Below are 21,360 nucleotides of genomic sequence, written 5' to 3' on the forward strand. Positions count from 1 at the left end.
GTGTTATCCCGCTGCAGTCAGATCGAATCAGTCGGTTTCGCCCAACGCGGCTGCGATGGCCGCCACCAAACCGTCGGCCATCTTGGCGCGGCTTAAACCCGCTCGCGGACGCGGCACGTGCACAAAACCACCACGCACGCCGGGGCGCTGCGCCAAGCGGTGCATAAGGCCGTAAAACAGATGGTTGCACACGTAGGTGCCGGCCGTCTCCGAGAGTTTCACCGGCACATCCGCCGCCGCCAATGCCGCCTCCATGCGCCGCACCGGCAAGGTCGACCAATACGCCACCGGCCCGCCTGCCACCACCGGCTGCTCGATCGGCAGATTGCCCGCATTGTCGGGAATGCGCGCGTCATCCAAATTGATCGCCACGCGCTCCGGCGTGATGTGTCGCCGATTACCGGCTACGCCGAGACAGACCACCAGCGCCGGTTGCACCCGCTCGATCGCATCGTCGAGGGCCCGCAGACTTGCGCCAAACACGACCGGCAAGACCACGCCCGTCACCCGGTGGCCGGCCAGCTCGCGCCCATCCAAGGCTCCGGCGATGAAAGCCGACGGATTGCTACGCTCCCCGCCAAAGGGTTCAAAGCCGGTGACCAACACCGTGCGCGCTGAAGGTGCAGGGTTCTTGCTCACGCCCCCTCCTCCCCCGTCTCGACAAACGAACGCACCAACAGATCACCTCCGTCCAAAGCTTCCCGCAACCGCCGGGCAAATGCGACCGCGTGCGGTCCGTCGCCGTGCACACACACCGACTCCGCCCGGATCTCCACCCACTGCCCGCCGCTGCTGAGCACGCGCCCTTCCGCGACCATCGTCCAGACGCGGCGCTCCACTTCCGCCGGGTCCTCGATGAGCGCTCCCGGCGCATCCCGCGGTAGCAACCGGCCGTCGTCATCGTAGCCGCGATCGGCAAACACTTCGCTCACCACGCGCAATCCGGCCGCCTCACCCGCCGCCAGCAACTCGCCCCCGGCCAACCCGAGCAACGCCAGCGTGGAATCGTAAGCGGCCACCGCTTGCGCCACCGCGTCGGCGACGACCCGATCCCGCGCCGCCATGTTGTAGAGCGCGCCGTGGGGTTTGACGTAATGAAATTTCCCATACGCCGCCAAAGCCTTGAGCTGCCCGGACACCAGCGCGCCGATCTCCTCCGCGCTCATCGCCAGTTCGCGCCGCCCAAAATATTCGCGGTCGGCGAACCCCGGATGCGCTCCCGCCACCACGCCGAGTTTGCGCGCGAGCGCCATCGTATCGGCCATGATCGCGTCGTCGCCGGCATGCGCGCCACACGCCACGTTGGCCGAGCTCACCCAGGGCAACAGCTCCGGCTCCACCCCGGCGCCTTCACCCACATCACAATTCAGATCCACGGTTCGCACCTTCATGATTTGAGCAAGCGCCCTTCCACCGCCGTCGCAAACAAGCCGAGGTCCCGCTCTTCGGTCAGTCGCAACGCCTCGGCTTCGGCCAGCGTGGTTTCGACAAACTGCACCCGCCCGCCCGGCGGCACCTGCGCCAATACCGGCAGGTCGACCGAGATCACCGTCGCGATGCGCGGATACCCGCCCAGCGATTGGCGGTCGGCCAGTAACACGATCGGTTTACCGCTGGGCGGCACCTGCACCGTGCCGGCCTGCACCGGCTGGGAAACCATCTCCAAGGGTTCGCGCAACTCCAGTTCCGGTCCCTCCAAACGCATGCCCATGCGATCCGAACTGCTGCCCACCCGATACGGTTCGCTCAGCAATTGATTCCACGCCGCCAGTCGAAAGGCGTCCCCCTCCGGCCCGCGCAACACCCGCACCTCCGGAATGTCACCGGTCACCGGTTTCGACAACGAGGGCGAAACCAACCAACCGCTCTTCACATCGCGAATGGTGGCCGTCCCCAGCGGCAACACGTCACCGGTCTCCAGCGCCCGGCCGCCCCAGCCGCCGAAACCGCCCTGCAGATTGGTGGAGCGTGAACCCAGCACCACCGGCGCATCCACGCCGCCATTAATGGCCAGGATACCGCGGAATCCCACCGGCACCTGCGACAGGTCCAACACCGCTCCCGGCTCCATCACAAAGGGACGGCCAAAGGGCACCCGCGCGGCGATCGCGCCCATGACCACACACACGCGTCGATCCCGGAAACGCAGCACCGGCCCGCGCAAGGCCCACTCCAACGCCGCCGCATCCGCCGGGTTGCCCACCATGAGATTCGCCAAACGCAACGCCCTCCCGTCGACCGCGCCGCCTTCGGTCACGCCTGCATCCTGATAACCGCGCCGACCATAGTCCTGCACCGTCGTCTGCACGCCCGGCTGCTCGATCTCAATCGCCGCACCGACGATCTGCGACGCATCCGGCTCCGCGGCGCTTTCCTCAGTCATCAGCTCGGTCAAGCTCACAAAGGTCGCCGCATCGATCGGCTTAAACCGCACCCAGTCGCCCGCCCGCAACAGCGCCGGCTCGGCCGCGTTGACATCAAACAAGCGGCGCGGCGTGCGCCCGATCAGATTCCACCCGCCCGGCGAGCGTTGCGGATACACGCCGGTCTGCGCGCCGCCAATGCCCACGCTGCCCGCCTCCAGCCGCGTGCGCGGCGTCGCCTTGCGCGGACACGCCAGCGCCGGATCCAAGCCACTCAGATAAGGAAAGCCCGGCGCAAACCCCACCGCCTGCACCCGATAATGTCCGCCGCTGTGACGGGCGACGACCTCCGCCGGACTCAGCCCGACCGTCTCCGCCACCGCCGCGAGATCGGGCGCGTATTCACCTTCATAACACACCGGCAGCTCCACCTCCCGCTCGCCGTCGCAGGCCGTGGCCAACTCGTCGGCGGTCACAGCCTCCAGACACTCGCGCACCTTGCGCGCGACGTCGGCCCAGCGGGAGCTCGCAGCAAAATACACCCCGACGGTCGTGATCGCCGGCACCACTTCGAGGATCTCGGGCAGCGCCAGGGCGCGAATCGCGCGGGTCGCGGCCTGCACTTTGGCCAAGGCGTCAGCTGGCGGCGTGGTCTGCACCTCGACCAGCAAGGCCGTGTCGCCCAAAACCTTGATCATCATGACGACAGCTTATCTTAGCCTGCCCGCGGAGACACAAGCCTGAGAACACTTCGCCCCGAATCGCACCGATATTTGACCGGATAGGGTTGAAGTTGGCGCGACCAGCACGGATAGGTGGCGCGATGCCCTCTCGACTTGCACTCATCGCGACGCTTGGCGCCCTCCTGCTGGCGGGCTGCGCGCGTGAAGAAATCCGGACCTACCGCGTGCCCAAGGAAGACCCCATGGCCGCCGTGCCGCCCGCCATGCGCACCGCCTCCGGCGCCACGGTGCCGACCGATGCCGGCGCGGCCGCTCAGCTCGCATGGAGCGCTCCGGCGCACTGGCAGGAACAGGAGGCGTCCGGTTTCCGCCGCGGCAGCTTCACCATCCCGGGTGACGGCGGCGCCTCCGCCGACTTGTCCATCATCGCCTTCCCCGGCGACGCAGGTGGTCTCGGGGCCAACCTCAACCGCTGGCGCGGCCAGATCGGTTTGCCCGAGTTGCCGGAAGCCGACGTGCAGGCCACCGTCGAACATGTCGACACCCCGACCTTCCACGTCGACTTTATTGATTACCTGGGCGAAGCCGACGGCGCCCCGACCCGCATCGTGGGCGCGATCCTGCACTTCGGTAACGAGTCCTGGTTCTTCAAGCTGATGGGCCCCGCCGAACTGGTCGCGGCCGAAACTCCCAATTTCCGCGCCTTCGTCGACACCGTCGCTCCGGCCCCCGCCCCCTGATTCCGATCATGTCCTCCGAGGTCACTGTCTCCCAAGCGTTCATCAAGTTCTTCACGTCGCTGAAGCTCACCGTCGTCCTGCTCGTCCTCTCGATGCTACTGGTGTTCATCGCCACCATCGCACAGGTGCAGCTCGGCATTCACGGCGTGTTGGATCGCTACTTCCGCACCTTCTTCGTGATGGCCTTTGTCGGCGAGAACCGCATCCCGCTGCCGTGGTTCCCCGGCGGCTACCTCATCGGCGGTTTCCTGCTGATCAACCTGATCGCTTCGCACCTCTACCGCTTCAAAATCACGTGGAAGAAGGCCGGCATCCAACTCACCCACTTCGGCCTCATCGTGTTGCTGGTGGGCGAACTCGTCACCGGCATCCTCCAGGAGGAGTTCGCGCTAACCTTCAACGAAGGCGAAACCAAGAGCTACTCGGAAGCCTTCCGCGACAACGAGGTCGTCATCATCGACACCACCGATGCGGACGAGGACGTGGTCACCGCCATTCCGGAATCCGTGATCGCCGATGGTGATCCCATCCAGCACGGCGCCCTGCCCTTCCGGGTGTTGATCCACGGCTACTACGCCAACGCCGATCTCACCATGCGCAACTCGCTGCCGGCCGACAGCACTCCGCCCGGCATGGCACCCAACATCGCCAACCAAGGCATCGGCCCCCGCATCGCGGTGTTCCCCAAGCGCTACAGCTACGACGACAACGACCGCAATCTGCCGGTCGCCATCCTCGAACTCGTCGGCACCGAAGGCTCCATCGGCACCTGGCTGGTGTCGCCCATGCTGCCCATGCCGCAGACCTTCGAGTATGCCGGTCGCAGTTTCCGCATCGGCATGCGTTTCACCCGCGAATACAAGCCCTTCGCGATGAAGCTCATCGAGCTCAAGCACGACGTTTACCCCGGTTCCCAGATCCCGAAAAACTTCTCCTCGCGCGTGCACGTCACCGCCCTCGACGGCTCGGAAGACCGCGAAGCGCTCATCTACATGAACCATCCGCTGCGCTACCAGGGTTACACCTTCTACCAGTTCCAGATGGACAGCGCCAACGGCATGAGCCGCCTCCAAGTGGTGCGCAACCCCGGCTATATGATGCCCTACATCGCCACGATCCTGATGACGCTCGGCCTGCTCCTCCAGTTCGGCATCCACCTCGTAAAATTCACCCAACGCCGCACCGCCTGAGCGAGGGCTTTTCTTAAACACCAAGGCACAACTTTTCCGATTCCTCTGCGAACTCCGCCTCCTCTGCGGTAAATTACAATGAAGCGCCTCATCCCTCTTCTGCTCGCTGCCGTGCTCGCCCTCTGGGTGGGCATGGGGCTCAAAACGCCCAAGCTGGAACGCGAGTCCGCCTTTCACCTCGACGAGTTCTCCCGGCTGCCGGTGCTCTCCAACGGTCGTATCAAACCACTCGATACGATCGCCCGCACCCACCTGCTGAGTTTTCAGGGCCGCCAACGAGTCAAGAACGCCGAGGGCGAAACCATCGCGCCGACCGCGTGGTTGCTCGACATGTTCTTCCGCCCCGAGCTGGCCGACAGCTACCAGACCATCGAGATCGTCCATCCCGGCGTGCTCGACGTGGTCGGGCTCAGCATCAACGACGGTCAGGACAAAAAACGTTTCTCGTTCAGCCAACTGGAATCGGCCCTGCCTGAGATCGATCGTCAGGCCAAACTGGCCGACGCGCTGCAGAGCGCCCAACGCGATGCGTTCCAACGCGCCATCGTGCAACTGCGCAACCGCCTCGTCTCTTACCAGCAACTCAAGTTCACCTTCACCCCCGGCGATGGCTCCGATTTCCGCACCGACCTAGTCTGGCTGCAGGATAACGTCGGACCGGCGGTGGCCGCCATTCGCGCCCGCTTTAATAACGAAGAGCACGACGAGGCCCTTGCCACCCGCGCGATGAACCTGGGCAGCGCCTTCGGCCACATGAACGACATGGCCGGCATCCTGCCGATTCCGCCGCAGGGCGACGACACTTCGGACCACCTCTGGCAGAAGAGCGGTCAAGCTCTGGTGAGCACCTTTCAGACCGGCCAAGTTCATCCCTTCGCCCTCGTCTACGCCGGTCTCGGCACGGCGTGGCAGGATCAGGATCCGGAGACCTTCAACACCATCATCACGCTCTACCGCGGCATCCTGGACGACAGCTTCGCCGAGCAACTCAAGAAGGCTGATCGCGAAAACACGTTCAACGGCGCCGAGCCCTTCTACCGGGCCTCTGTGCTCTTCGTGATCGCCATGCTACTGGCCATCGGTTCGTGGCTCGTCTGGCCCAAGGTCCTGCGTCCGTCCGCCGAAGCCGTGTTGGCCGTGGCGTGGTTTGTCACCACCGTCGGCATCCTCACCCGCATGTGGCTGGAGGGACGTCCGCCGGTCACCAACCTCTACTCTTCCGCCCTCTTCGTGGGCTGGGGGGCCGTGGCGCTGTGCATCATCCTCGAACGCCTCTTCCCGCAAGCGATCGCGGTCACCGCCGGCAGCCTCATCGGCTTCGCCACCCTGCTCATTGCCCACCACCTCTCGCTTTCCGGTGACACGCTGGAAATGATGCGCGCAGTGCTCGACTCCAACTTCTGGTTGGCGACCCACGTGATCGTGATCACCATCGGCTACTCGGCCACCTACCTGGCGGGGGCTTTGGCCATCATCTACATCGTGCGCAGCCGCGTGCCGGGTGGACTCGACAAAAACACCGGCGATGCCCTCAACCGCATGGTCTACGGCATCGTGTGTTTCGCCACCCTCTTCAGCCTCATCGGCACCATCCTCGGCGGCATCTGGGCCGACCAAAGCTGGGGCCGTTTCTGGGGTTGGGATCCGAAGGAAAACGGTGCGCTCATCATCGTGATCTGGAACGCCATCATCCTGCACGCCCGCTGGGGCGGCATGGCTCGCACCCGCGGCATCATGGCCCTGGCGGTCTTTGGCAACATCGTCACGAGCTGGAGTTGGTTCGGCACCAACATGCTCGGCGTCGGCCTGCACAGCTACGGTTTCATGGATGCCGCCTTCTGGGCGTTGATCGGATTTGTGACCAGCCAGCTGATTCTGATCGGCATCGCCTACCTGCCGACCAGTGCCGCCAAGCCGACCGCGCCGCACCTGTCCGCATCCCTCGACTCCGCCAAAGGGTCGAACAGCTGAGGCAGAGGCCGTCCCATCGTAGCGCGAGTAAACTCGCGGCCTACAATGCCGATGCGAAAGCTCAATGTAGGCCGCGAGCTTGCTCGCGCTCCCGTTGCCTCTCGGTGTGGTCTAACTGACTCGCCGCTCAGATCGCGCTCACGTTGCCTTCGGCTTCGGAGCCGGACTCCGCGCCGTATTGTTCGATGTCGTCGATCGCCTCGGTGGTCGTAACGATACGGCAATAGCGGTTGCGCAGGGTCTTGAGCGAAGCCTCGTGCAGCTCCGGTGTCACAGTGGTGCAACCGTCTTCGATGAGGGTCACGAGGTAACCCAAATCACACGCATCCCGCACCGTCGTTTCCACACATTCGTTGGTGTAAACGCCGGTCACGAAGAGCGCTTCGATGCCCATGTTTTTGAGCACGTAGTGCAGATTCGTGGACGAAAACACACCGCTCGCCGTCTTGTTGATCACGATCTCGTCACCGCGCGGCGCCACTTCCTCAAGGAAGCACGCTTCGGCCGAGCCGGGCGCCGCCAATAGCTGCAGGCGCTTGTGCCCTTTCGAGCGATCACGACCGTCGTGGGTGAGCGCCTGGATGCGCACGTGAATCACTTCAAGGGCATGGCGACGGAAGCAGTTCTGCAGTTGGTGCACGTTGGGCAGCACCTTGGTTTTGAGCTGACCAAAATAATAGTCCCGACCCTCGTGTGAAACCGGTGAGGTTTCGTCGTCCTTAAACAGGCCGTGCCCTTCCGCCGCATCGAGATACTGCATGTCGATGCACAGCAGCGCGGTGTGCGCATGGGCGATGTTGTCGAGATGCCCCGGATTCTGGACGATGTTTTTGCGGTAGATCGGCCGCAGCGGATCAGGGGAGTTTGAGGAGGAAGACGAGGGGAGCGGCGTGGCCATGAGGGTTCAGGAGGTTGACGTGGGCAGAGTCTCTTGGGTCGCAAGTCGATGCAGCGCACCGAGCATGAGGTTGGCCCCGGCTTCAATGTCGCCCCACGCGGTCCACTCTGCCGGGGAGTGACTCATGCCACCGCGACTGGGCACAAACACCATCGCCATCGGCGCCACGCGACCGACCATTTGCGCGTCATGCGCCGCGCCGCTGAGCATGCGCCGGTAGCGCAGATCGAGGCGCTGCGCTTCGGCCTCAAGCAAGTCGGCCAACTCCGGCAGACACGGCACGGGTTTGATGTCACCCTGCACATTCACCTCGAACTGCAGGCCGCGGCGGCGGGAGATCGCGGCGAGCGCTTTTTGAAAAGCTTGCGACAAGGCCTCCAGTGTTTCGGAGGACGGATCGCGGAAATCGAGTGAGAACACCACCGTGCCCGGCACCGAGTTGGGCGCACCGGGTTGCACCTCCGCCTTGCCGATGGTGGCGCGGCTGTGCTCACCGCCGTTCTCATCGAGGATGCGCGGGATCTCATGGGCAAAATCGGCGAGGCCCATAAGGGCGTCCTTGCGGTAGTCCATCGGCGTGGTGCCGGCGTGATTGGCCTCGCCGGTGAGTTTAAGTGACCAGGACCGCAGCCCGGTGATCTGCTCGACGATGCCGACCTGTTGCAGGCTCTGATCGAGCACCGGCCCCTGCTCAATGTGCAGCTCGAGGTAGGCACCGATGTCGGTCGGCGGACGACGGGCATCCAGCGCACGCTTGGGATCGAGGCCCTGTTCGAGCATGGCGTCGCTGAGCAGGACGGCGTTGAGGTCCTTCGCACTTAGCAGCTTCTCGGGGGTGAGCGCACCGGTGAAGGCCTCCGAACCAAACATGCCGCCGAAGCGCCCCTCTTCATCGGAAAACGCGATGAGTTCGATGGGACGTTCCAATTCCACCCCGGCGGCGCGCAAAGTGCGCAGACATTCGAGTCCGATGACGACGCCCAGCGTGCCGTCCAGCATGCCGGCGCACGGCACCGTATCGATGTGCGAACCGACAAACACCCGCGGATTCTCCACCTTGCCCGGCAGGATGCCGGAGATGTTGGCCGCGCCATCCGACGCCGGCACGAGATCGTTCTCTTCGATGCGATGCAGCAGCCACCGTTTGCCCTCCATGTCGGCATCGGTGAAGGCCATGCGATAGATGCCGCGATCGGCATCGTTGTGACCAATGGCCGCGAGCGCATGGATGTCGGCCTTGATGCGCTCAAGGTCGACCGCCAGCGGCGAGGAGAAGGAGGAGGCTGCGGGGACGGGTGAAGACATGATTTATTAACCACCGATGAATTTACGGCCGTTCTACGAGTCAGGCGCGTAGCCGGTAGGCGAAGCCATCCGTGTTCATCCGTGGTTTCTAACCTCGCCTAGGCGGCGATGAATTTGTGGTGGAGGATGTGCAGGGTAAGCAGGTGGTTGAGGAGCGTGTCCTTGCGCACGAGCGAGGTCGGATCGGTGTCGGTCCGGTAGTCGTTGAGGAAGGTGGCCACGCGCTCCGGCGAGCAGATGCCCGCGTCCTTGACCGTATCCATGTTGAGGAAGGAAGTGATCAACTCCTCGACCTTGGCCTTCTTGGACTCATCGGTGTGCGCCGGCGGCGCCATGAAGGCGAATTTCTCGCGCTTGTAGAGCACCTCGGGGAGGACGCCCTTCACAGCTTCGCGCAGAACGTATTTCTCGATGTTGCCTTTGATGCGCAGGGACGGCGGCACGTCGACCGCAGCGGCTGCGACATGGTGATCAAGAAAGGCCGGGCGCGACTCCATGGAGTTGGCCATGTCGACGCGGTCCCCGCCCCAGTTGAGGATCTGCCCTTCGAGCTGGCACTTCGACCACGTGTATTGGGCGATGTCGAGCGGGTGCCGACCATCGAGCATCGACTTGTCGATGCGGCTGGCGATCTCGGCGATCGGATCGTAGTCGCGCAACTCGGCCGCGACATCGTCGGCCAGCAACGGGCGCGCGATGTCGAGCGTATCCATCCACGGCTGGATCCACGACGGCGTGAAACCACACAGGGTTTCCCACTCCGGATGGTGGCGCTGATTCTCGGCCAGGATGGCGCCTTTGAAGATGGCGTTGGTTTTCTCGAGCGCCGCCTGGTATTCGGCCCGCACTTCCGGTGGCTCGTGGGTGAGACCATGCAGGAACATGTCGCGCTTGAGCGCCGGGTAACCGGCAAACAACTCGTCGGCGCCCTCCCCCGTGATCACGCAGCGATAACCGGAATCCCACACGCGTTTCGACATGAGGTTCTTGGCCACGCCGAGGGTGTTGTAGAAGGTGCGTTCGGCGTGCCAGGCGGTCTGGATGTAGTTCTCGCCGTAGAGGTCCTCGGCCTTGAGGTGGATCAGCTCCTGGTCGGCATTCATCGACTCAGCCATCTCACGGGCGATCGGAGCCTCGTCGTATTTGTCGTCGTCGAAGGAGATCGTGTAGGCCTTCACCGGCGACTGCATCGCGCCGGTGGCGAGGCCGAGGATGCAGCAGGAGTCGATGCCACCGGAAAGGTAGCAGCCCACCGGCACGTCGGCCTCGAGCCGCAGCACGATGGCGCGGATGAGTTCCTCGCGCACGCGCTCGACGTGTTCCTGCTCGTTAAACTCGGTCGGGCGATCGGCTTCGAGCGGGAAGTCGAAGTCCCAGTAACGGTGCGTCGTGATATCGAGGCGACCGTTGTGTTTGCGCACGCGCATGAAGTGTCCGGGCGCCAGCGAGGTCACCCCGGCAAACGCGCTCATGCCCGGCGCGATCGTCTGCATGAGCTGATGCAGCGCGGCTTTGGGATCGAGTTTCGCATCGACCTGCGGGTGGGCCAGGATGGCCTTTACCTCAGAGCCGTAAACGAGCGTCGAGCCATCAGGCGAAATCCAGGTGAAGAGCGGGCGCACGCCGAAACGATCGCGCACCAGAATGAGTTCATCCTCCTGCTTGTCGTAGAGCACGAAAGCAAACTCGCCCCGCAGCTCCTCGGTGAACTTGAGCCCCATCTTGCGATAGAGCCCGATGGCGATTTCGGAGTCCGACTTCGTGGTGAAGCGGTCGCCCTGCGCCATCAGCGTGGAGCGGTGCCGTTTGAAGTCGTAGAACTCACCGTTGATGGTGAGCACACAGCTGCCGTCCCGCGCATGGATGGGCTGTTTGCCGCCCTCCAAGTCATTGATCGACAGGCGCGTGTGACCGAGGGCCACGCCGTGCGGCGCGTCGATAAATTCACCGGTGGCGTCGGGGCCACGGTGGCGGATCGTCACCAATTGTTTGGCGAGGATCTCGGGCGTTTCGGGAGGGAGAGGTTGGGCTGAAAAGAAGCCAGCAATGCCGCACATTAGGATTCAGGGTCTTCCAGGTTGACGAAGCTCGGCAGCGCCTTGAGGCGACCGAGCACGGACATGAGCAGGGCCTGACGCACAAAGACGGCGCCGTGGGCCTGCGAGAAATAGAGGTTGTGGGAGGTCTTGTCCAAAGACGTATCCAACTCATCGAGACGTGCGAGCGGGTGCAGGATCACCGCGCTCTCCTTGAGCGGGCTCTCTGCGGTCAGCTTAAAGCGGCTGTCCATGTTCTTGTAGGAGTCGCCGAGGAACGCGATGGAGTTCATGTAGATCACATCAAGGGTCGGCAGGTGCTCGCGCACGTCATTGGTAACCTGATACGAAATGCCGGCTGCCTTGAGCTTTTCGGTCACCTCTTCGCCGAAGGGATCCGCCATCTCCGAGATCACCGTGACCTTGCGGATGTGATCCTTGAAAAGCAGCGCCATGAGCAGGAAGGACTTCACCGCGCGCATCGAGCCGGGCGTGCCGAGGATGCCGAGGTTGAGCTTGGGCGTGCCGCGGCGGTAGGGCTCGGCGAGGCGCGGGTTCCACTTGAGCAGGGCATACCAATCGGCCAGCGCCTGCGTGGGATGTTCGCCGCTGCCGTTGCCGGCGTTGATGAGCGGGATGCGCAGGTTCTCCAGGATCTGCTGCGGTGCCTCGGTCTTGGTGTGGCGCATGATGATCACATCGGCGTAGGCGTTGAACATCTCGCCGATGTCCTGCAGCGACTCGCCCTTGGCCTGGCCGGTGGTGGAACCATCGGCGATGGAGATGATCTTGCCGTCGAGGCGCAGAATCGCGCTTTCAAAACTGGTGCGGGTGCGGGTCGAAGCCTCGAAGAACGCGGTCACCGCGATTTTACCGTCGAGCGGATGAAACGGCCACACCTCGATCTTCTCGAGAATGGCGGAGAGTTTGCAGAGCTCGACGACTTGGTTGAAGGAGAACTGCCCGGCGGCGAGCACGCTCTGACCTTCGAGTTCGCGCAGTGTGCTGAGGCTGACCGGGTTGTCGCGAAACAACTCGGCTGGCTCTGGTCGGATGGCTTCGGAATCCGCCGGTGGCTTGAGCACGGCGTGGCGCCGGTCGGCGGAAAAAGCGGGAGGAGGATCTTCCATGTCCATGGTGTTAGGAGGGCTGATGGGTTGAAGCGGAGAGGCTCACCAGAGTTTGCCGTTCTTGTAGTCGCGGTAGAGCAACAGCAGGAGCGCGACCGCGCCGGCGGCAGTCCAAGTGAGGGAGAGAAGCACGAGGCCGTGCAAAAAAGCTTGGGAGAACATAGCGGCGACAGGAGTTAAGCGGTTTGGTTCTCGGTCGCATCCCGCGGGAACGGCGTCGGCGCGATCCAACGGGCGGCCAAGGTAAAGACCATCGAGACGGCGGCACCGATGAGTGAGGCGGTGAACCAGCCGATGTTGAAGTAGGCCCAGACACCGAGTCCGCAGCCGAGCACGATGCCGGTGAGCACCAGCGGCCGGTTGATGCCACGCCAGAAGAGCCCACCGATCACCGGCCAGATGAGGCTGGCGACCAGCGGCCCGGAGATGAAGAGCGCCTCAATGATGGGCCAGTGCGGCGCGGCCAGCAGCCACGTGACAGCACCGACGATCAGGATGACCGTGCCGGTGATCTTGCGGAAGTTCTGCTCCGGCAATTCACGTTTGAGCAGGCCGCCGTGCACGTCCTTGAGCAACAGATCCGAAGTCGCCGCGAGCAGCGAGTCGATCGACGAGGCCATCGAGCAAAAGAGCACCACCAGGATGAGCACACCGGCGATGGCACCGAGCCCGGCGGTCTGCATGACGGTTGTCGCGACGAGCGGCCCGGTCTGATTGCTCTCGGCAATGTTGATACCGAGCGGTCCCGCCGCGAGAGCGATGAAGCCGGCGGCGATGGGAATCGGGAACCACAGCAGGCCCGACAGGAAGAACGCTTTCGGCGCCACACCCGGTCGCATGGCAAAGGCCCGCGACCACCAGACGTTGTTGTGAAACACTTCGCCGAAACCGAAGAGCATGTTGTTGAACACCGCCAGCAACGCCGCCGGCATCACGTGCAATAACAGCGCGGGCTGCTGCGTGCGCATGTGGGTGTAGGCGTCGTCGAAGTCGAGCTGCGCCACCACCAAGCCACCAATCAGCACGATGCCCACGAGGATGATGAGGCTCTGAATAAAGTCGGTGCCGATCACCGCGTAGAGTCCGCCGAAGAGCGTGTAGAGCACGCACACCACGAGGATGAGCGTCATGCCCTGCAGATACGGAATGCCGGCCAAGGCTTCCAAGAGGTCGCCGCCCGCGATGGCCATGCTCACCAACCACGACAGCGAGTAGAGCATCGTGATGAGCAGGAAGAGCGTCCATCCCACCCGACCGTAGCGCAGTCGGAAAAAATCACCGGCGGTGTGCCCCTCGGGCAACAGGCGGCAGATGCGCATGGCCATGGGCGCGAAGAGCAACAGCCCAAAACTCGCGGTCGAGTAAGCCACCATGCCCCACACGCCGAGTGTGAGCGCCAGCACCGGCGCGAGCATCGTGGTGTTCGAGGTGACCCAGGTCGCCATCGCCGTCGCGGAACCGAGCGAGAGGCCGACGTTGCGACCGGCGAGGATGAAGCCCTCGGAGGTCTTGGCATTGCGGCCCCAGAACATACCGAGGATCACCCACAACACACCCAGACCGAGCACGATGAGCCAACCGGTGGTCGGCGAAATGGACGTCGCGCCACTCATGCCTCACCTCCCGCGTCGCCGCGCAATTCGTCGCGATGCTTCAGGAAACCACTCACGATCGCTCCGACCGTGAGCAGCACGACCACACCACCGAGACCGAGCAGACTGAAGAGTTTGCCGCGGTCCATGAACGTGACCTGCACCTCCAGCGGATCCGACCATGCACTGCCCTCGCCCAGATTATTGAGCGCGCGCAGGCGAAAGTAGTGTGTGCCCTCCGGCAGCCCGGTGATGACCGAGCCCGTGTCGCGACCGATGAACCGGATCGTCTTCTCCGCGAAGTCGGCCGAGTCGCTTTGTTGCAACTCCACCCGCGTCATGAGCGCCAGTTCGCCCCAAGCGAGCGTGACCGTGCCATCCTCGGTGGTGACCGCGGTGCCCTCCGGCGCACGCATGTTAAAATCGACCGGCGGCGGTGTGGCCGCCTCGGCGAGTAGGCAGGCGAAAAACGCGGCTGCGCAAAGACAGCCGCGATGGACGCGAAAAAGTATTCCTGAAGGCATGAAGCGAGTCAGTGGTGGGAAGGACGGGCGATCAGGACGGACGAACTCAACCGGCATGACCGGCGTTCAACGCTCGCGGTGCGCAAAGGCCCAAAGGGCACAAAAGCCTCAGCAAGAGGCACGGCGCGCACACGATCCGTCAGGGGGTGGGACTGTCAAGGGGTCGCACAGGCTCTGGCCCATCCGCCGAGAGGTCAACCCCTCGCCGGTAAAGCCTTAATGAAAAGCACTTATGGAAAACGGCTTCCGCAACGCCCGTCTGCCGTCGTCACACCCACAGCAAACTCGCGGCGAAGCCGATGAAGACCAGACCCAGCGCCCGGTCGATCCACACCGCCCCACGTTGGTAAACCGAACGCACCCGCTCGCGCGTAAACACCCACGCGACCAGCGAAAACCACGCCCCGGTCGCCACCGCCATCCACCCGCCGTAAAGGGCCTGCACCCCCACCGGGGTCTCCGGCGAAATGCCCACGGTGAAGAGCGCGATGAAAAACAAGGTCGCTTTCGGGTTGAGCACGTTGGTCAAAAAACCGCGCAGCCACGCCCGGCGTCCGTGCGGCGGTGCCGGCGCAGCCACCTCCGCGGTCGTCGGCGCGGCCGTGCTCCCGCGACTGCGCAGCGCCATGACACCGAGCCACGCGAGGTAAGCGGCTCCGGCATATTTCAACAGCGCGAAGAGCTGCGGCTGGTGCCGCACCAAGGCGCCCACCCCGAGCAGTGAAATCGTGACGTGCACCAGAATGCCGCTGCCGATGCCCCACGCGCTGGCCACCGCGGTGGCCCGGCCGTGGACCAAACTCTGACGCAGGATAAGGGTGAAGTCCGGCCCCGGACTGGCCACCGCCAAAGCGTGGGCCAGCGCCACGGAGCCAAATTCAAACCACAGCGCATCCATCGGGCTGGACGGTCGTCTTGCGCCGCTCCGCTTACATGTCGGGCGGCACGTTGGAGATCGCTTCCTCGAAGGTGGTCACACCTTCCTTGACCTTGAGCAGCGAGTCCTGGTGCAGCGTTTTCATGCCGCTCTTCATGCAGATGCGTTTGAGCTCGGCGGTGTCGGCTTCGCGGTTCACCGCTTCGACCAACTCCTCGTTGTTGATCATGAGTTCGTGAATGCCCACGCGGCCCTTGTAACCGGTGCCGTTACACTTCGGGCACCCATCGTCGTTGGCCTTGTAGATCTGACCACTCCAGCCGATGGCCTTCTCGAGCAGGTCCTTCACGCGGCCTTCTGGTTCGTAGGGTTGGCGGCACTGTTTGCACACGCGGCGCATGAGACGCTGGGCGCACACACACAGCAGCGACGACGAAATCATGAACGGTTCCACGCCCATGTCGGTGAGACGGGCGACCGTCGACGGCGCGTCGTTGGTGTGCAGGGTCGAGATAAGCAAGTGACCGGTGAGCGCGGCCTCCACCGCGATGTTGGCCGTCTCCTTGTCACGAATCTCACCCACCAGAATGATGTCGGGATCCTGACGCAGAAAGGCGCGCAGGGCCGACGCAAAGGTGAGGCCGATCTGGCGGTGCATCTGCATCTGGTTGATGCCGGCCAGGGTGTATTCGATCGGGTCCTCCGCAGTGCGGATGACAAGCTCGGGCGAGTTGATTTCGTTGAGCGCGGAATAGAGCGTCATCGACTTACCCGAACCGGTCGGACCGCAGTGCAAAATCATGCCGTAGGGCTGTTCGATGGCTTTACGGTATTTCTCGAGGTTCTCTTCTGAGAAACCGAGCGCAGTCATCGGCAGGGTCGACTTCTGTTTGTCGAGAATACGCATGACCACACCTTCGCCGTGATTGAGCGGCGCGGTGGAGACACGGAGGTCAACGTCGAGGCCTTTGCGGGTGTATTGCTTGAAGACGATACGACCGTCCTGGGGCAAACGCCGCTCGGCGATGTCGAGGTTGCACATGATCTTCAGACGCGCGACCAGCGCCGGTCCCACCTTGCCGGGAAGCCGCAGCTTTTCCTGACACACACCGTCGATGCGGTAGCGCACGATGATTTCGTGTTCCCACGGCTCGATGTGAATATCAGACGTGCCGGCGAAATAGGCGTCTTCGATGATACGGTTGGCGAGATCGATGATCGGGCCGGACTCCTCGTCGGTCAGGTCTTCATCGCCCTCCCCTTCGCTGCCGAACTCCATGCCGATCGCACTCACCACATCGGCAAAGTCGCTCGGCTCGTTTTCGTTCTTTTTGAATTTCTCCCGGATGTCTGCTTCGCGCCCGAGCATCCGCATGACCGTCAAACCAGTCATCTCCTGCACCTTCGAGATGATGGTCACATCGAAGGGATTGGCCACGACCAGCAGGAAGAGCTCTCCCACCTCGCCGACCGGCATGACTACGTTCTCCTGGCAGAACTCCAGGGGCAGGCGTTCAAAGGTGCCGGGATGCACCCGGTAATGAGCCACGTTGAACGGCGGCAGGTTGAAGGCGCGGCTCTTGGCGACCTGCAACTGGAACGGGGTGATCTTAAAATCTTCGAGCAGCATCGCATCGAGCTGCTCACCGGTCATTTCCTCCTCGATGGCGGCGATGGCGGCGCGGTGCTCATCGGTGAGACGCCCGGCATCATCGAGGGCATTGATGATCTGAGTCTGGATTTTGCCTAGTGACATGATCGATCAGGGGTTGGCCGGGGACCCCGGCGAGCTCGGAGGATTGCTGTCACCGGCGGCGGCATCCGCGATGGGTGGGTTCGAAAGGTTGACCGGTTTCGGAGCCGGGGCGACGGCCGGTTTGGGGGCCTTCGCGTCCTCGGCTTCCATCGCTTCGATAAAGTCGGCGATGGCCTCCAGGGTGGTGCCAAACCAGAGCACCCGACCGTCGTATTGATCTTCCCAATACTTGCGCACCGCCGGACTCAGATAGTAGGCGGTCGCGATGAAGGTCATGTCTTCCTCGATGTCGAACGGCACCGACCAGGTGACCCAGCAGGCTTCGCGCTCGATGGTGAGTTTGAGGTCGTCGTTGGCCTCGTAGTGCCGCAGGTCCACCAGCCCGACGCCCTCGTGCTCGCGCATGTGGGCAAGGATGTCCTCCTCCTTCACCGCCTTGAGATCGTAAGCCAGAATACCCAACACGGTGCGCTGGCGGGCGGTGCCGGTGTTGATGATCTCGAGGAGCTTCTCATTGGCCGTCTCAAGGTCGTCGATCTTGATCAGGTTTTGCTCCACGAGCTGCGCGCCCAACAAGCGGTTGGCGCGCATGAGCAGAGAACGGTGGGTAGTCTTCATGATGGCTGGGGCGGGCGTCAGGGACTTCAGGACGTGGCGGCATCGGCCACGTTGTCGCGGTGGCTCCGCACCCGCTCACGCAGGACGGTTTTCATGGCGTCGATCCCTTCCTCGGTCTCACAGGAAATGGGCAGCACCTCGACCTTGTGGCGGCGCTTGAACTTCGTCAGCCAGGCTTTGGCTTCGGGCAGGTCCATTTTGTTGGCGATCACCAAGCGCGGCTTCTCCATGAGCGCGGGGTCGTAGGCCTCCAACTCGGATAGCAGCGTGGCGTAGTCCTCGCGCGGATCGCGGCCGTCGACCGCCGCCATGTCGATTAGGAACATGAGCACGGCGCAGCGTTCGATGTGACGCAGAAAACGATGACCCAGACCGCGGTTGTCGCTGGCACCTTCGATCAACCCGGGCACGTCGGCCAACAGCAGCCGGTCATACTCCTCCGGGTAATGGATGACGCCGATCTGCGGATGCAGCGTGGTGAACGGATAAGCTGCGGTGCGCGGGCGGGCTGCGGTGATTTTGTTAGTGAGCGAGGATTTGCCCGCGTTGGGGAATCCCACCAGCCCGGCGTCGGCGATGGATTTGAGGATGAGCCGGTAGACGCCGTGCTCGCCCTCCTCTCCGGGATTGGCGCGCCGGGGGGCGCGATTGGTCGAGGACTTGAAGTGGGTGTTGCCCCAGCCGCCGTTGCCGCCCTTGCACAGGACGATCTCCTGATCGTGCTCCACGACCTCGGCCACCATCTGGCCAGTCGCTTCGTCGATCACAATCGTGCCCAAGGGCATGCGCAGCATGGCGGGTTTGCCTTCATGCCCGTTGCAGTCCTTGCCCATGCCGTGCTCGCCGCGTTGTCCCTTCCAGTGCGGTTTGTATTTATAGTCGATGAGGTTGTTGGTGTTGTTGTCTCCCACCAACACGACATCGCCACCCTTGCCGCCGTCCCCACCATTGGGGCCGCCGAAGGGTTCATACTTCTCGCGCCGAAAACTGATACATCCGCGACCACCATCCCCGGCCCAGGCTTTGATGACGCATTCGTCGATAAACATGGGCGCGATCCTGCATAATCCACCCCACTTGCCAAGGGGCTGGTTTGTGAACCGCGCGTAAACTTAAACGCGGCCGCTCGCCTCCACTAGAGGTTGATCTTGATGCCTTTGCGCAAGTAAGTCGGCACGTCCAGATCCTGCCCTTCGAAGAGATTTCGATCGGTGCGCTCAAAGTGACCGCGGTTCTCCGCCAGGTTTTGGAAGAAAAACTCGTTCTGCGATTCATCCGCCGCGGGGCGTTTACCCCGGGCTTTGGCACCCGCTTTTTCGACTTCGGTTGCCCCCGACGCAGCCGCCGGTTCGGGCGTTTCCACCCGGGCGATGTCGGCGACGCGAACCCCCACCGGACTCGCGGCCCCGGCGTTGCTGCGGCCGCGGCTGGAGGACGGCCGCCGTGGCGGCAGGCGGCCGCCGATGTCGCTCGTGCCGATCACACAGACCTCCACCCGACCCTGCAGGTCTTCGTCGATCACCGCGCCCATGATCACATGCGAATCGCGCCCGTAGCGCTCGGTGACCGCGCTCATGATCTCGTTGACCTTGCTCAGCTTCAGGTCGGTGCCGCCCACGATGTTGACCAGCAGGCGGTCGGCTTTGCGAGCATGCTCGGGCGTGGCGAGCAGCGGGCACATGTCGAGACTCGCAATGGCCTGCGCCACCGCGTCCGGCCCTTCGCCTTGGCCGAGGCCGAAAAGGGTTTTGCCACCGCGCGTGTGGAAGGCCTGTCGCAGCGTGGCGAAGTCGAGATTGATCAGGCCGGTGCGGAAAAGCATCGCCCAGACCGAACGCACCGCCTGCCCGATCCACGCATCGGCGCGCGCAAAGGAATCGAGGGCGGTCTCCCCTTCGGAGGCCTCCTGCAGCAAAATGTCGTTGGGCAAGGTGATCACCGCGTCGCAACTGCGGCGCAGCGCGAGCAGTCCTTCCTCCGCCTGTTTGCCGCGACGGCCGCCTTCGAAGCTGAAGGGCATGGTGACAAACGCGATCACCAGCGCGCCGGCTTCACTCGCCACGTCCGCCACGATCGGAGCGGCCCCGCTGCTGGTGCCGCCGCCCATGCCGGCGATGAGAAACACCAGATCACAATCGCGCACGACTTCGGCGATCTTCTCGCGATCAGATTCCGCTGCATCAAAGCCGAGGTCGGGATCGCCGCCGGCGCCGAGGCCGCGGGTGATGGCCGAGCCGATGAGCACCTTCTCCTCCAAGGGCGAGGAGTTGAGCGCCTGCAGGTCGGTGTTGATCGCCGCCAGCCGCAGGCGATCGAGATTCTCCATCTTCAGTCGATCGACGACGTTGCCGCCGGCACCACCGAGGCCGATGACCTTGATGGAGACGTCTGGATCGTTCAGAGCGTTGGCCGGAGCCGCGAGGGGGAGTTCGGAAGCGTTGAGAGACATCGGAGGTAATCAGGCGCGGGCCGGGAAGAGTTTGCGCAGGATGCCGCCAGTCGCGCGGCGTTTCTGCAGCGGACGATCGCCGCGGGATTGCAGGCCGTAGTGCAAAAGGCCGAGCACCGCAGTGTGAGACGGGTCCTGGAGCTTCTGCTCCAGACCCGGAGGCATCTGTCCCCTTTGGGCGGGCAGCCCGAGAATGGCGCTGGCCGTATCTTCGATGCCCGGCAGCTTCGCGGTGCCGCCCGTCAACATGACCCCGGCCGCGCAACGCTCCGGCGCGAGCGCCGGGCCAAGCTTCTTTTTGATGACCTCGAAGAGTTCCTCCATGCGGGCCGCCGTGATGGTCTCGATGGTCTGCTGCGGGAACTGGCGGTCGCCGATGGCGTAGTCGCCGTTGAGCCAGACCTTCTTGCCCTTTTCGTGAGTGATCACGTTGGCGCGGCCGTGGCGTAGTTTAAGTTTTTCCGCCTGCCCTTCGGTCACCCGCAGGCCGAGGGTGAGGTCGTTGGTGAGGTGTTCACCGCCGACCGGCACCACGCCGGTCATGAAGGGCACCCCGTCACGGTAGAGCACGAAGTCGCTCGTGCCCGCGCCGATGTCGATGACCAGCGCGCCGTGTTGGCGGTCCTGCTGAGTCGTCACCATCGTGCCGGAACCGAGACTGGCCAGAATCATATCCCCCACCCGCACATCAAAACCGCGGATCACATGGATGCTGTTGGCGATCATCGCCTCCTGACCATGCACCGTCCAATATCCCACCTCGAGACGCTGCCCGTTCAAGTGCTCGGGGTTGGCGCCGACCATCTTGCCGTCCAGCAAATAGGGGCGGCGGATGTGATGCACCACCATGCGGCCTTCCGGAAGCGCCTTGGCTTTGGCGAGACGACACACCGTATCGATGTCCATCTGGCTCACCATGTTGTCGGCGGCACTCACGCTCACCGAAGCCTGGTTGTAGAAGCCTTCGAGGTGGCCACCCGATTGCGCCAGGTAAACCTCGTCGATCTTCACGCCCGCACTCTGTTCGGCGGTGATGAGCGCGTTGTGGGCGGCGTCGCTGGCGGCTTTGAAGTCGGTCACCACGCCTTTCATGACGCCGTGTGACTGGCACTCGCCGAAGCCGATGAGGTTGACGGTGTTTTGCACAATCTCGCCGATCAACACGGCGATCTTGGATGTGCCGATTTCAACGGCACCGATGAAGCGGGACTTGGAACTCACGAGGCGA

General features: G+C 63.6%; 18 protein-coding genes. 3 read left to right on the forward strand and 15 right to left on the reverse strand.

The window, feature by feature from the left end:
- Nucleotides 1-27: 27 nt before the first annotated feature.
- The 3 genes from pcp to pxpB are packed head-to-tail and all read right to left on the reverse strand — an operon-like array spanning nt 28 to nt 3,064.
- Nucleotides 28-639: a pyroglutamyl-peptidase I gene (gene pcp, locus K1X11_RS06650; RefSeq protein ID WP_221030954.1), complete on the reverse strand. Its 612-nt coding sequence runs from the start codon at nt 637-639 to the stop codon at nt 28-30.
- Entirely contained in the window at nt 636-1,391 is a 756-nt protein-coding gene (locus K1X11_RS06655) for a 5-oxoprolinase subunit PxpA (RefSeq protein WP_225919420.1), read from the reverse strand. The genes pcp and K1X11_RS06655 overlap by 4 nt, the downstream gene beginning before the upstream one ends.
- Nucleotides 1,388-3,064 (reverse strand): 5-oxoprolinase subunit PxpB, encoded by a 1,677-nt coding sequence (pxpB, locus tag K1X11_RS06660; RefSeq protein WP_221030955.1) that lies wholly within the window; start codon nt 3,062-3,064, stop codon nt 1,388-1,390. The genes K1X11_RS06655 and pxpB overlap by 4 nt, the downstream gene beginning before the upstream one ends.
- 122 nt (nt 3,065-3,186) lie before the next feature.
- Here pxpB and K1X11_RS06665 point away from each other — a divergent pair, with 122 nt between their 5' ends.
- From K1X11_RS06665 to K1X11_RS06675, 3 genes are all read left to right on the forward strand, one after another.
- Nucleotides 3,187-3,786, forward strand: coding sequence for a hypothetical protein (locus K1X11_RS06665; protein WP_221030956.1), 600 nt, complete (start codon nt 3,187-3,189; stop codon nt 3,784-3,786).
- Nucleotides 3,787-3,794: 8 nt separating this feature from the next.
- Nucleotides 3,795-4,976 (forward strand): cytochrome c biogenesis ResB family protein, encoded by a 1,182-nt coding sequence (locus K1X11_RS06670; RefSeq protein WP_221030957.1) that lies wholly within the window; start codon nt 3,795-3,797, stop codon nt 4,974-4,976.
- Nucleotides 4,977-5,054: 78 nt separating this feature from the next.
- Complete coding sequence (locus K1X11_RS06675; RefSeq protein WP_221030958.1) at nt 5,055-6,947, forward strand: cytochrome c biogenesis protein; 1,893 nt, start codon at nt 5,055-5,057, stop codon at nt 6,945-6,947.
- A gap of 127 nt (nt 6,948-7,074) precedes the next feature.
- On the opposite strand, the gene K1X11_RS06680 is transcribed toward K1X11_RS06675, so the two are convergent.
- The 12 genes from K1X11_RS06680 to ftsA all read right to left on the reverse strand — a co-directional run bounded on the left by K1X11_RS06680 (nt 7,075) and on the right by ftsA (nt 21,353).
- Nucleotides 7,075-7,845, reverse strand: coding sequence for a cysteine hydrolase family protein (locus tag K1X11_RS06680; protein ID WP_221030959.1), 771 nt, complete (start codon nt 7,843-7,845; stop codon nt 7,075-7,077).
- A gap of 6 nt (nt 7,846-7,851) precedes the next feature.
- Nucleotides 7,852-9,150 (reverse strand): Zn-dependent hydrolase, encoded by a 1,299-nt coding sequence (locus K1X11_RS06685; RefSeq protein ID WP_221030960.1) that lies wholly within the window; start codon nt 9,148-9,150, stop codon nt 7,852-7,854.
- A gap of 98 nt (nt 9,151-9,248) precedes the next feature.
- Nucleotides 9,249-11,207 carry an asparagine synthase (glutamine-hydrolyzing) gene (asnB, locus tag K1X11_RS06690; RefSeq protein ID WP_221030961.1) on the reverse strand — a complete coding sequence of 653 codons (1,959 nt, stop codon included), beginning with the start codon at nt 11,205-11,207 and terminating at the stop codon, nt 9,249-9,251.
- Nucleotides 11,207-12,316 (reverse strand): aspartate/ornithine carbamoyltransferase family protein, encoded by a 1,110-nt coding sequence (locus tag K1X11_RS06695; protein ID WP_221030962.1) that lies wholly within the window; start codon nt 12,314-12,316, stop codon nt 11,207-11,209. The genes asnB and K1X11_RS06695 overlap by 1 nt, the downstream gene beginning before the upstream one ends.
- Before the next feature lie 176 nt (nt 12,317-12,492).
- Nucleotides 12,493-13,929: a sodium:solute symporter family transporter gene (locus tag K1X11_RS06700; RefSeq protein WP_221030963.1), complete on the reverse strand. Its 1,437-nt coding sequence runs from the start codon at nt 13,927-13,929 to the stop codon at nt 12,493-12,495.
- Entirely contained in the window at nt 13,926-14,432 is a 507-nt protein-coding gene (locus tag K1X11_RS06705; protein WP_221030964.1) for a fibronectin type III domain-containing protein, read from the reverse strand. The genes K1X11_RS06700 and K1X11_RS06705 overlap by 4 nt, the downstream gene beginning before the upstream one ends.
- Before the next feature lie 268 nt (nt 14,433-14,700).
- Complete coding sequence (locus tag K1X11_RS06710; RefSeq protein ID WP_221030965.1) at nt 14,701-15,330, reverse strand: LysE family translocator; 630 nt, start codon at nt 15,328-15,330, stop codon at nt 14,701-14,703.
- Nucleotides 15,331-15,361: 31 nt separating this feature from the next.
- Entirely contained in the window at nt 15,362-17,065 is a 1,704-nt protein-coding gene (locus tag K1X11_RS06715; protein WP_221030966.1) for a GspE/PulE family protein, read from the reverse strand.
- 6 nt (nt 17,066-17,071) lie between these two features.
- The gene (locus K1X11_RS06720; RefSeq protein WP_221030967.1) at nt 17,072-17,683 is read right to left on the reverse strand and encodes a hypothetical protein; all 612 of its coding nucleotides are present in this window, start codon (nt 17,681-17,683) and stop codon (nt 17,072-17,074) included.
- Between the two features lie 26 nt (nt 17,684-17,709).
- Entirely contained in the window at nt 17,710-18,732 is a 1,023-nt protein-coding gene (gene obgE, locus K1X11_RS06725) for a GTPase ObgE (RefSeq protein ID WP_221030968.1), read from the reverse strand.
- Between the two features lie 86 nt (nt 18,733-18,818).
- The gene (gene ftsZ, locus K1X11_RS06730) at nt 18,819-20,132 is read right to left on the reverse strand and encodes a cell division protein FtsZ (RefSeq protein WP_221030969.1); all 1,314 of its coding nucleotides are present in this window, start codon (nt 20,130-20,132) and stop codon (nt 18,819-18,821) included.
- Between the two features lie 9 nt (nt 20,133-20,141).
- Nucleotides 20,142-21,353, reverse strand: coding sequence for a cell division protein FtsA (ftsA, locus tag K1X11_RS06735; protein ID WP_221030970.1), 1,212 nt, complete (start codon nt 21,351-21,353; stop codon nt 20,142-20,144).
- Between the last annotated feature and the right edge of the window lie 7 nt (nt 21,354-21,360).

Origin of the sequence: Actomonas aquatica, assembly GCF_019679435.2 — a bacterium.
Classification (GTDB): Bacteria; Verrucomicrobiota; Verrucomicrobiia; order Opitutales; family Opitutaceae; genus Actomonas; species Actomonas aquatica.

Coding starts and splice junctions, on each gene's coding strand:
- K1X11_RS06670 (WP_221030957.1), top strand. CDS start 3,795: ATGTCCTCCGAGGTCACTGTCTCCCAAGCGTTCATCAAGTTCTTCACG.
- ftsZ (WP_221030969.1), bottom strand. CDS start 20,132: ATGTCTCTCAACGCTTCCGAACTCCCCCTCGCGGCTCCGGCCAACGCT.
- K1X11_RS06705 (WP_221030964.1), bottom strand. CDS start 14,432: ATGCCTTCAGGAATACTTTTTCGCGTCCATCGCGGCTGTCTTTGCGCA.
- asnB (WP_221030961.1), bottom strand. CDS start 11,207: ATGTGCGGCATTGCTGGCTTCTTTTCAGCCCAACCTCTCCCTCCCGAA.
- K1X11_RS06700 (WP_221030963.1), bottom strand. CDS start 13,929: ATGAGTGGCGCGACGTCCATTTCGCCGACCACCGGTTGGCTCATCGTG.
- pxpB (WP_221030955.1), bottom strand. CDS start 3,064: ATGATGATCAAGGTTTTGGGCGACACGGCCTTGCTGGTCGAGGTGCAG.
- K1X11_RS06710 (WP_221030965.1), bottom strand. CDS start 15,330: ATGGATGCGCTGTGGTTTGAATTTGGCTCCGTGGCGCTGGCCCACGCT.
- K1X11_RS06665 (WP_221030956.1), top strand. CDS start 3,187: ATGCCCTCTCGACTTGCACTCATCGCGACGCTTGGCGCCCTCCTGCTG.
- K1X11_RS06715 (WP_221030966.1), bottom strand. CDS start 17,065: ATGTCACTAGGCAAAATCCAGACTCAGATCATCAATGCCCTCGATGAT.
- K1X11_RS06720 (WP_221030967.1), bottom strand. CDS start 17,683: ATGAAGACTACCCACCGTTCTCTGCTCATGCGCGCCAACCGCTTGTTG.
- obgE (WP_221030968.1), bottom strand. CDS start 18,732: ATGTTTATCGACGAATGCGTCATCAAAGCCTGGGCCGGGGATGGTGGT.
- K1X11_RS06675 (WP_221030958.1), top strand. CDS start 5,055: ATGAAGCGCCTCATCCCTCTTCTGCTCGCTGCCGTGCTCGCCCTCTGG.
- K1X11_RS06655 (WP_225919420.1), bottom strand. CDS start 1,391: ATGAAGGTGCGAACCGTGGATCTGAATTGTGATGTGGGTGAAGGCGCC.
- K1X11_RS06695 (WP_221030962.1), bottom strand. CDS start 12,316: ATGGAAGATCCTCCTCCCGCTTTTTCCGCCGACCGGCGCCACGCCGTG.
- K1X11_RS06685 (WP_221030960.1), bottom strand. CDS start 9,150: ATGTCTTCACCCGTCCCCGCAGCCTCCTCCTTCTCCTCGCCGCTGGCG.
- K1X11_RS06680 (WP_221030959.1), bottom strand. CDS start 7,845: ATGGCCACGCCGCTCCCCTCGTCTTCCTCCTCAAACTCCCCTGATCCG.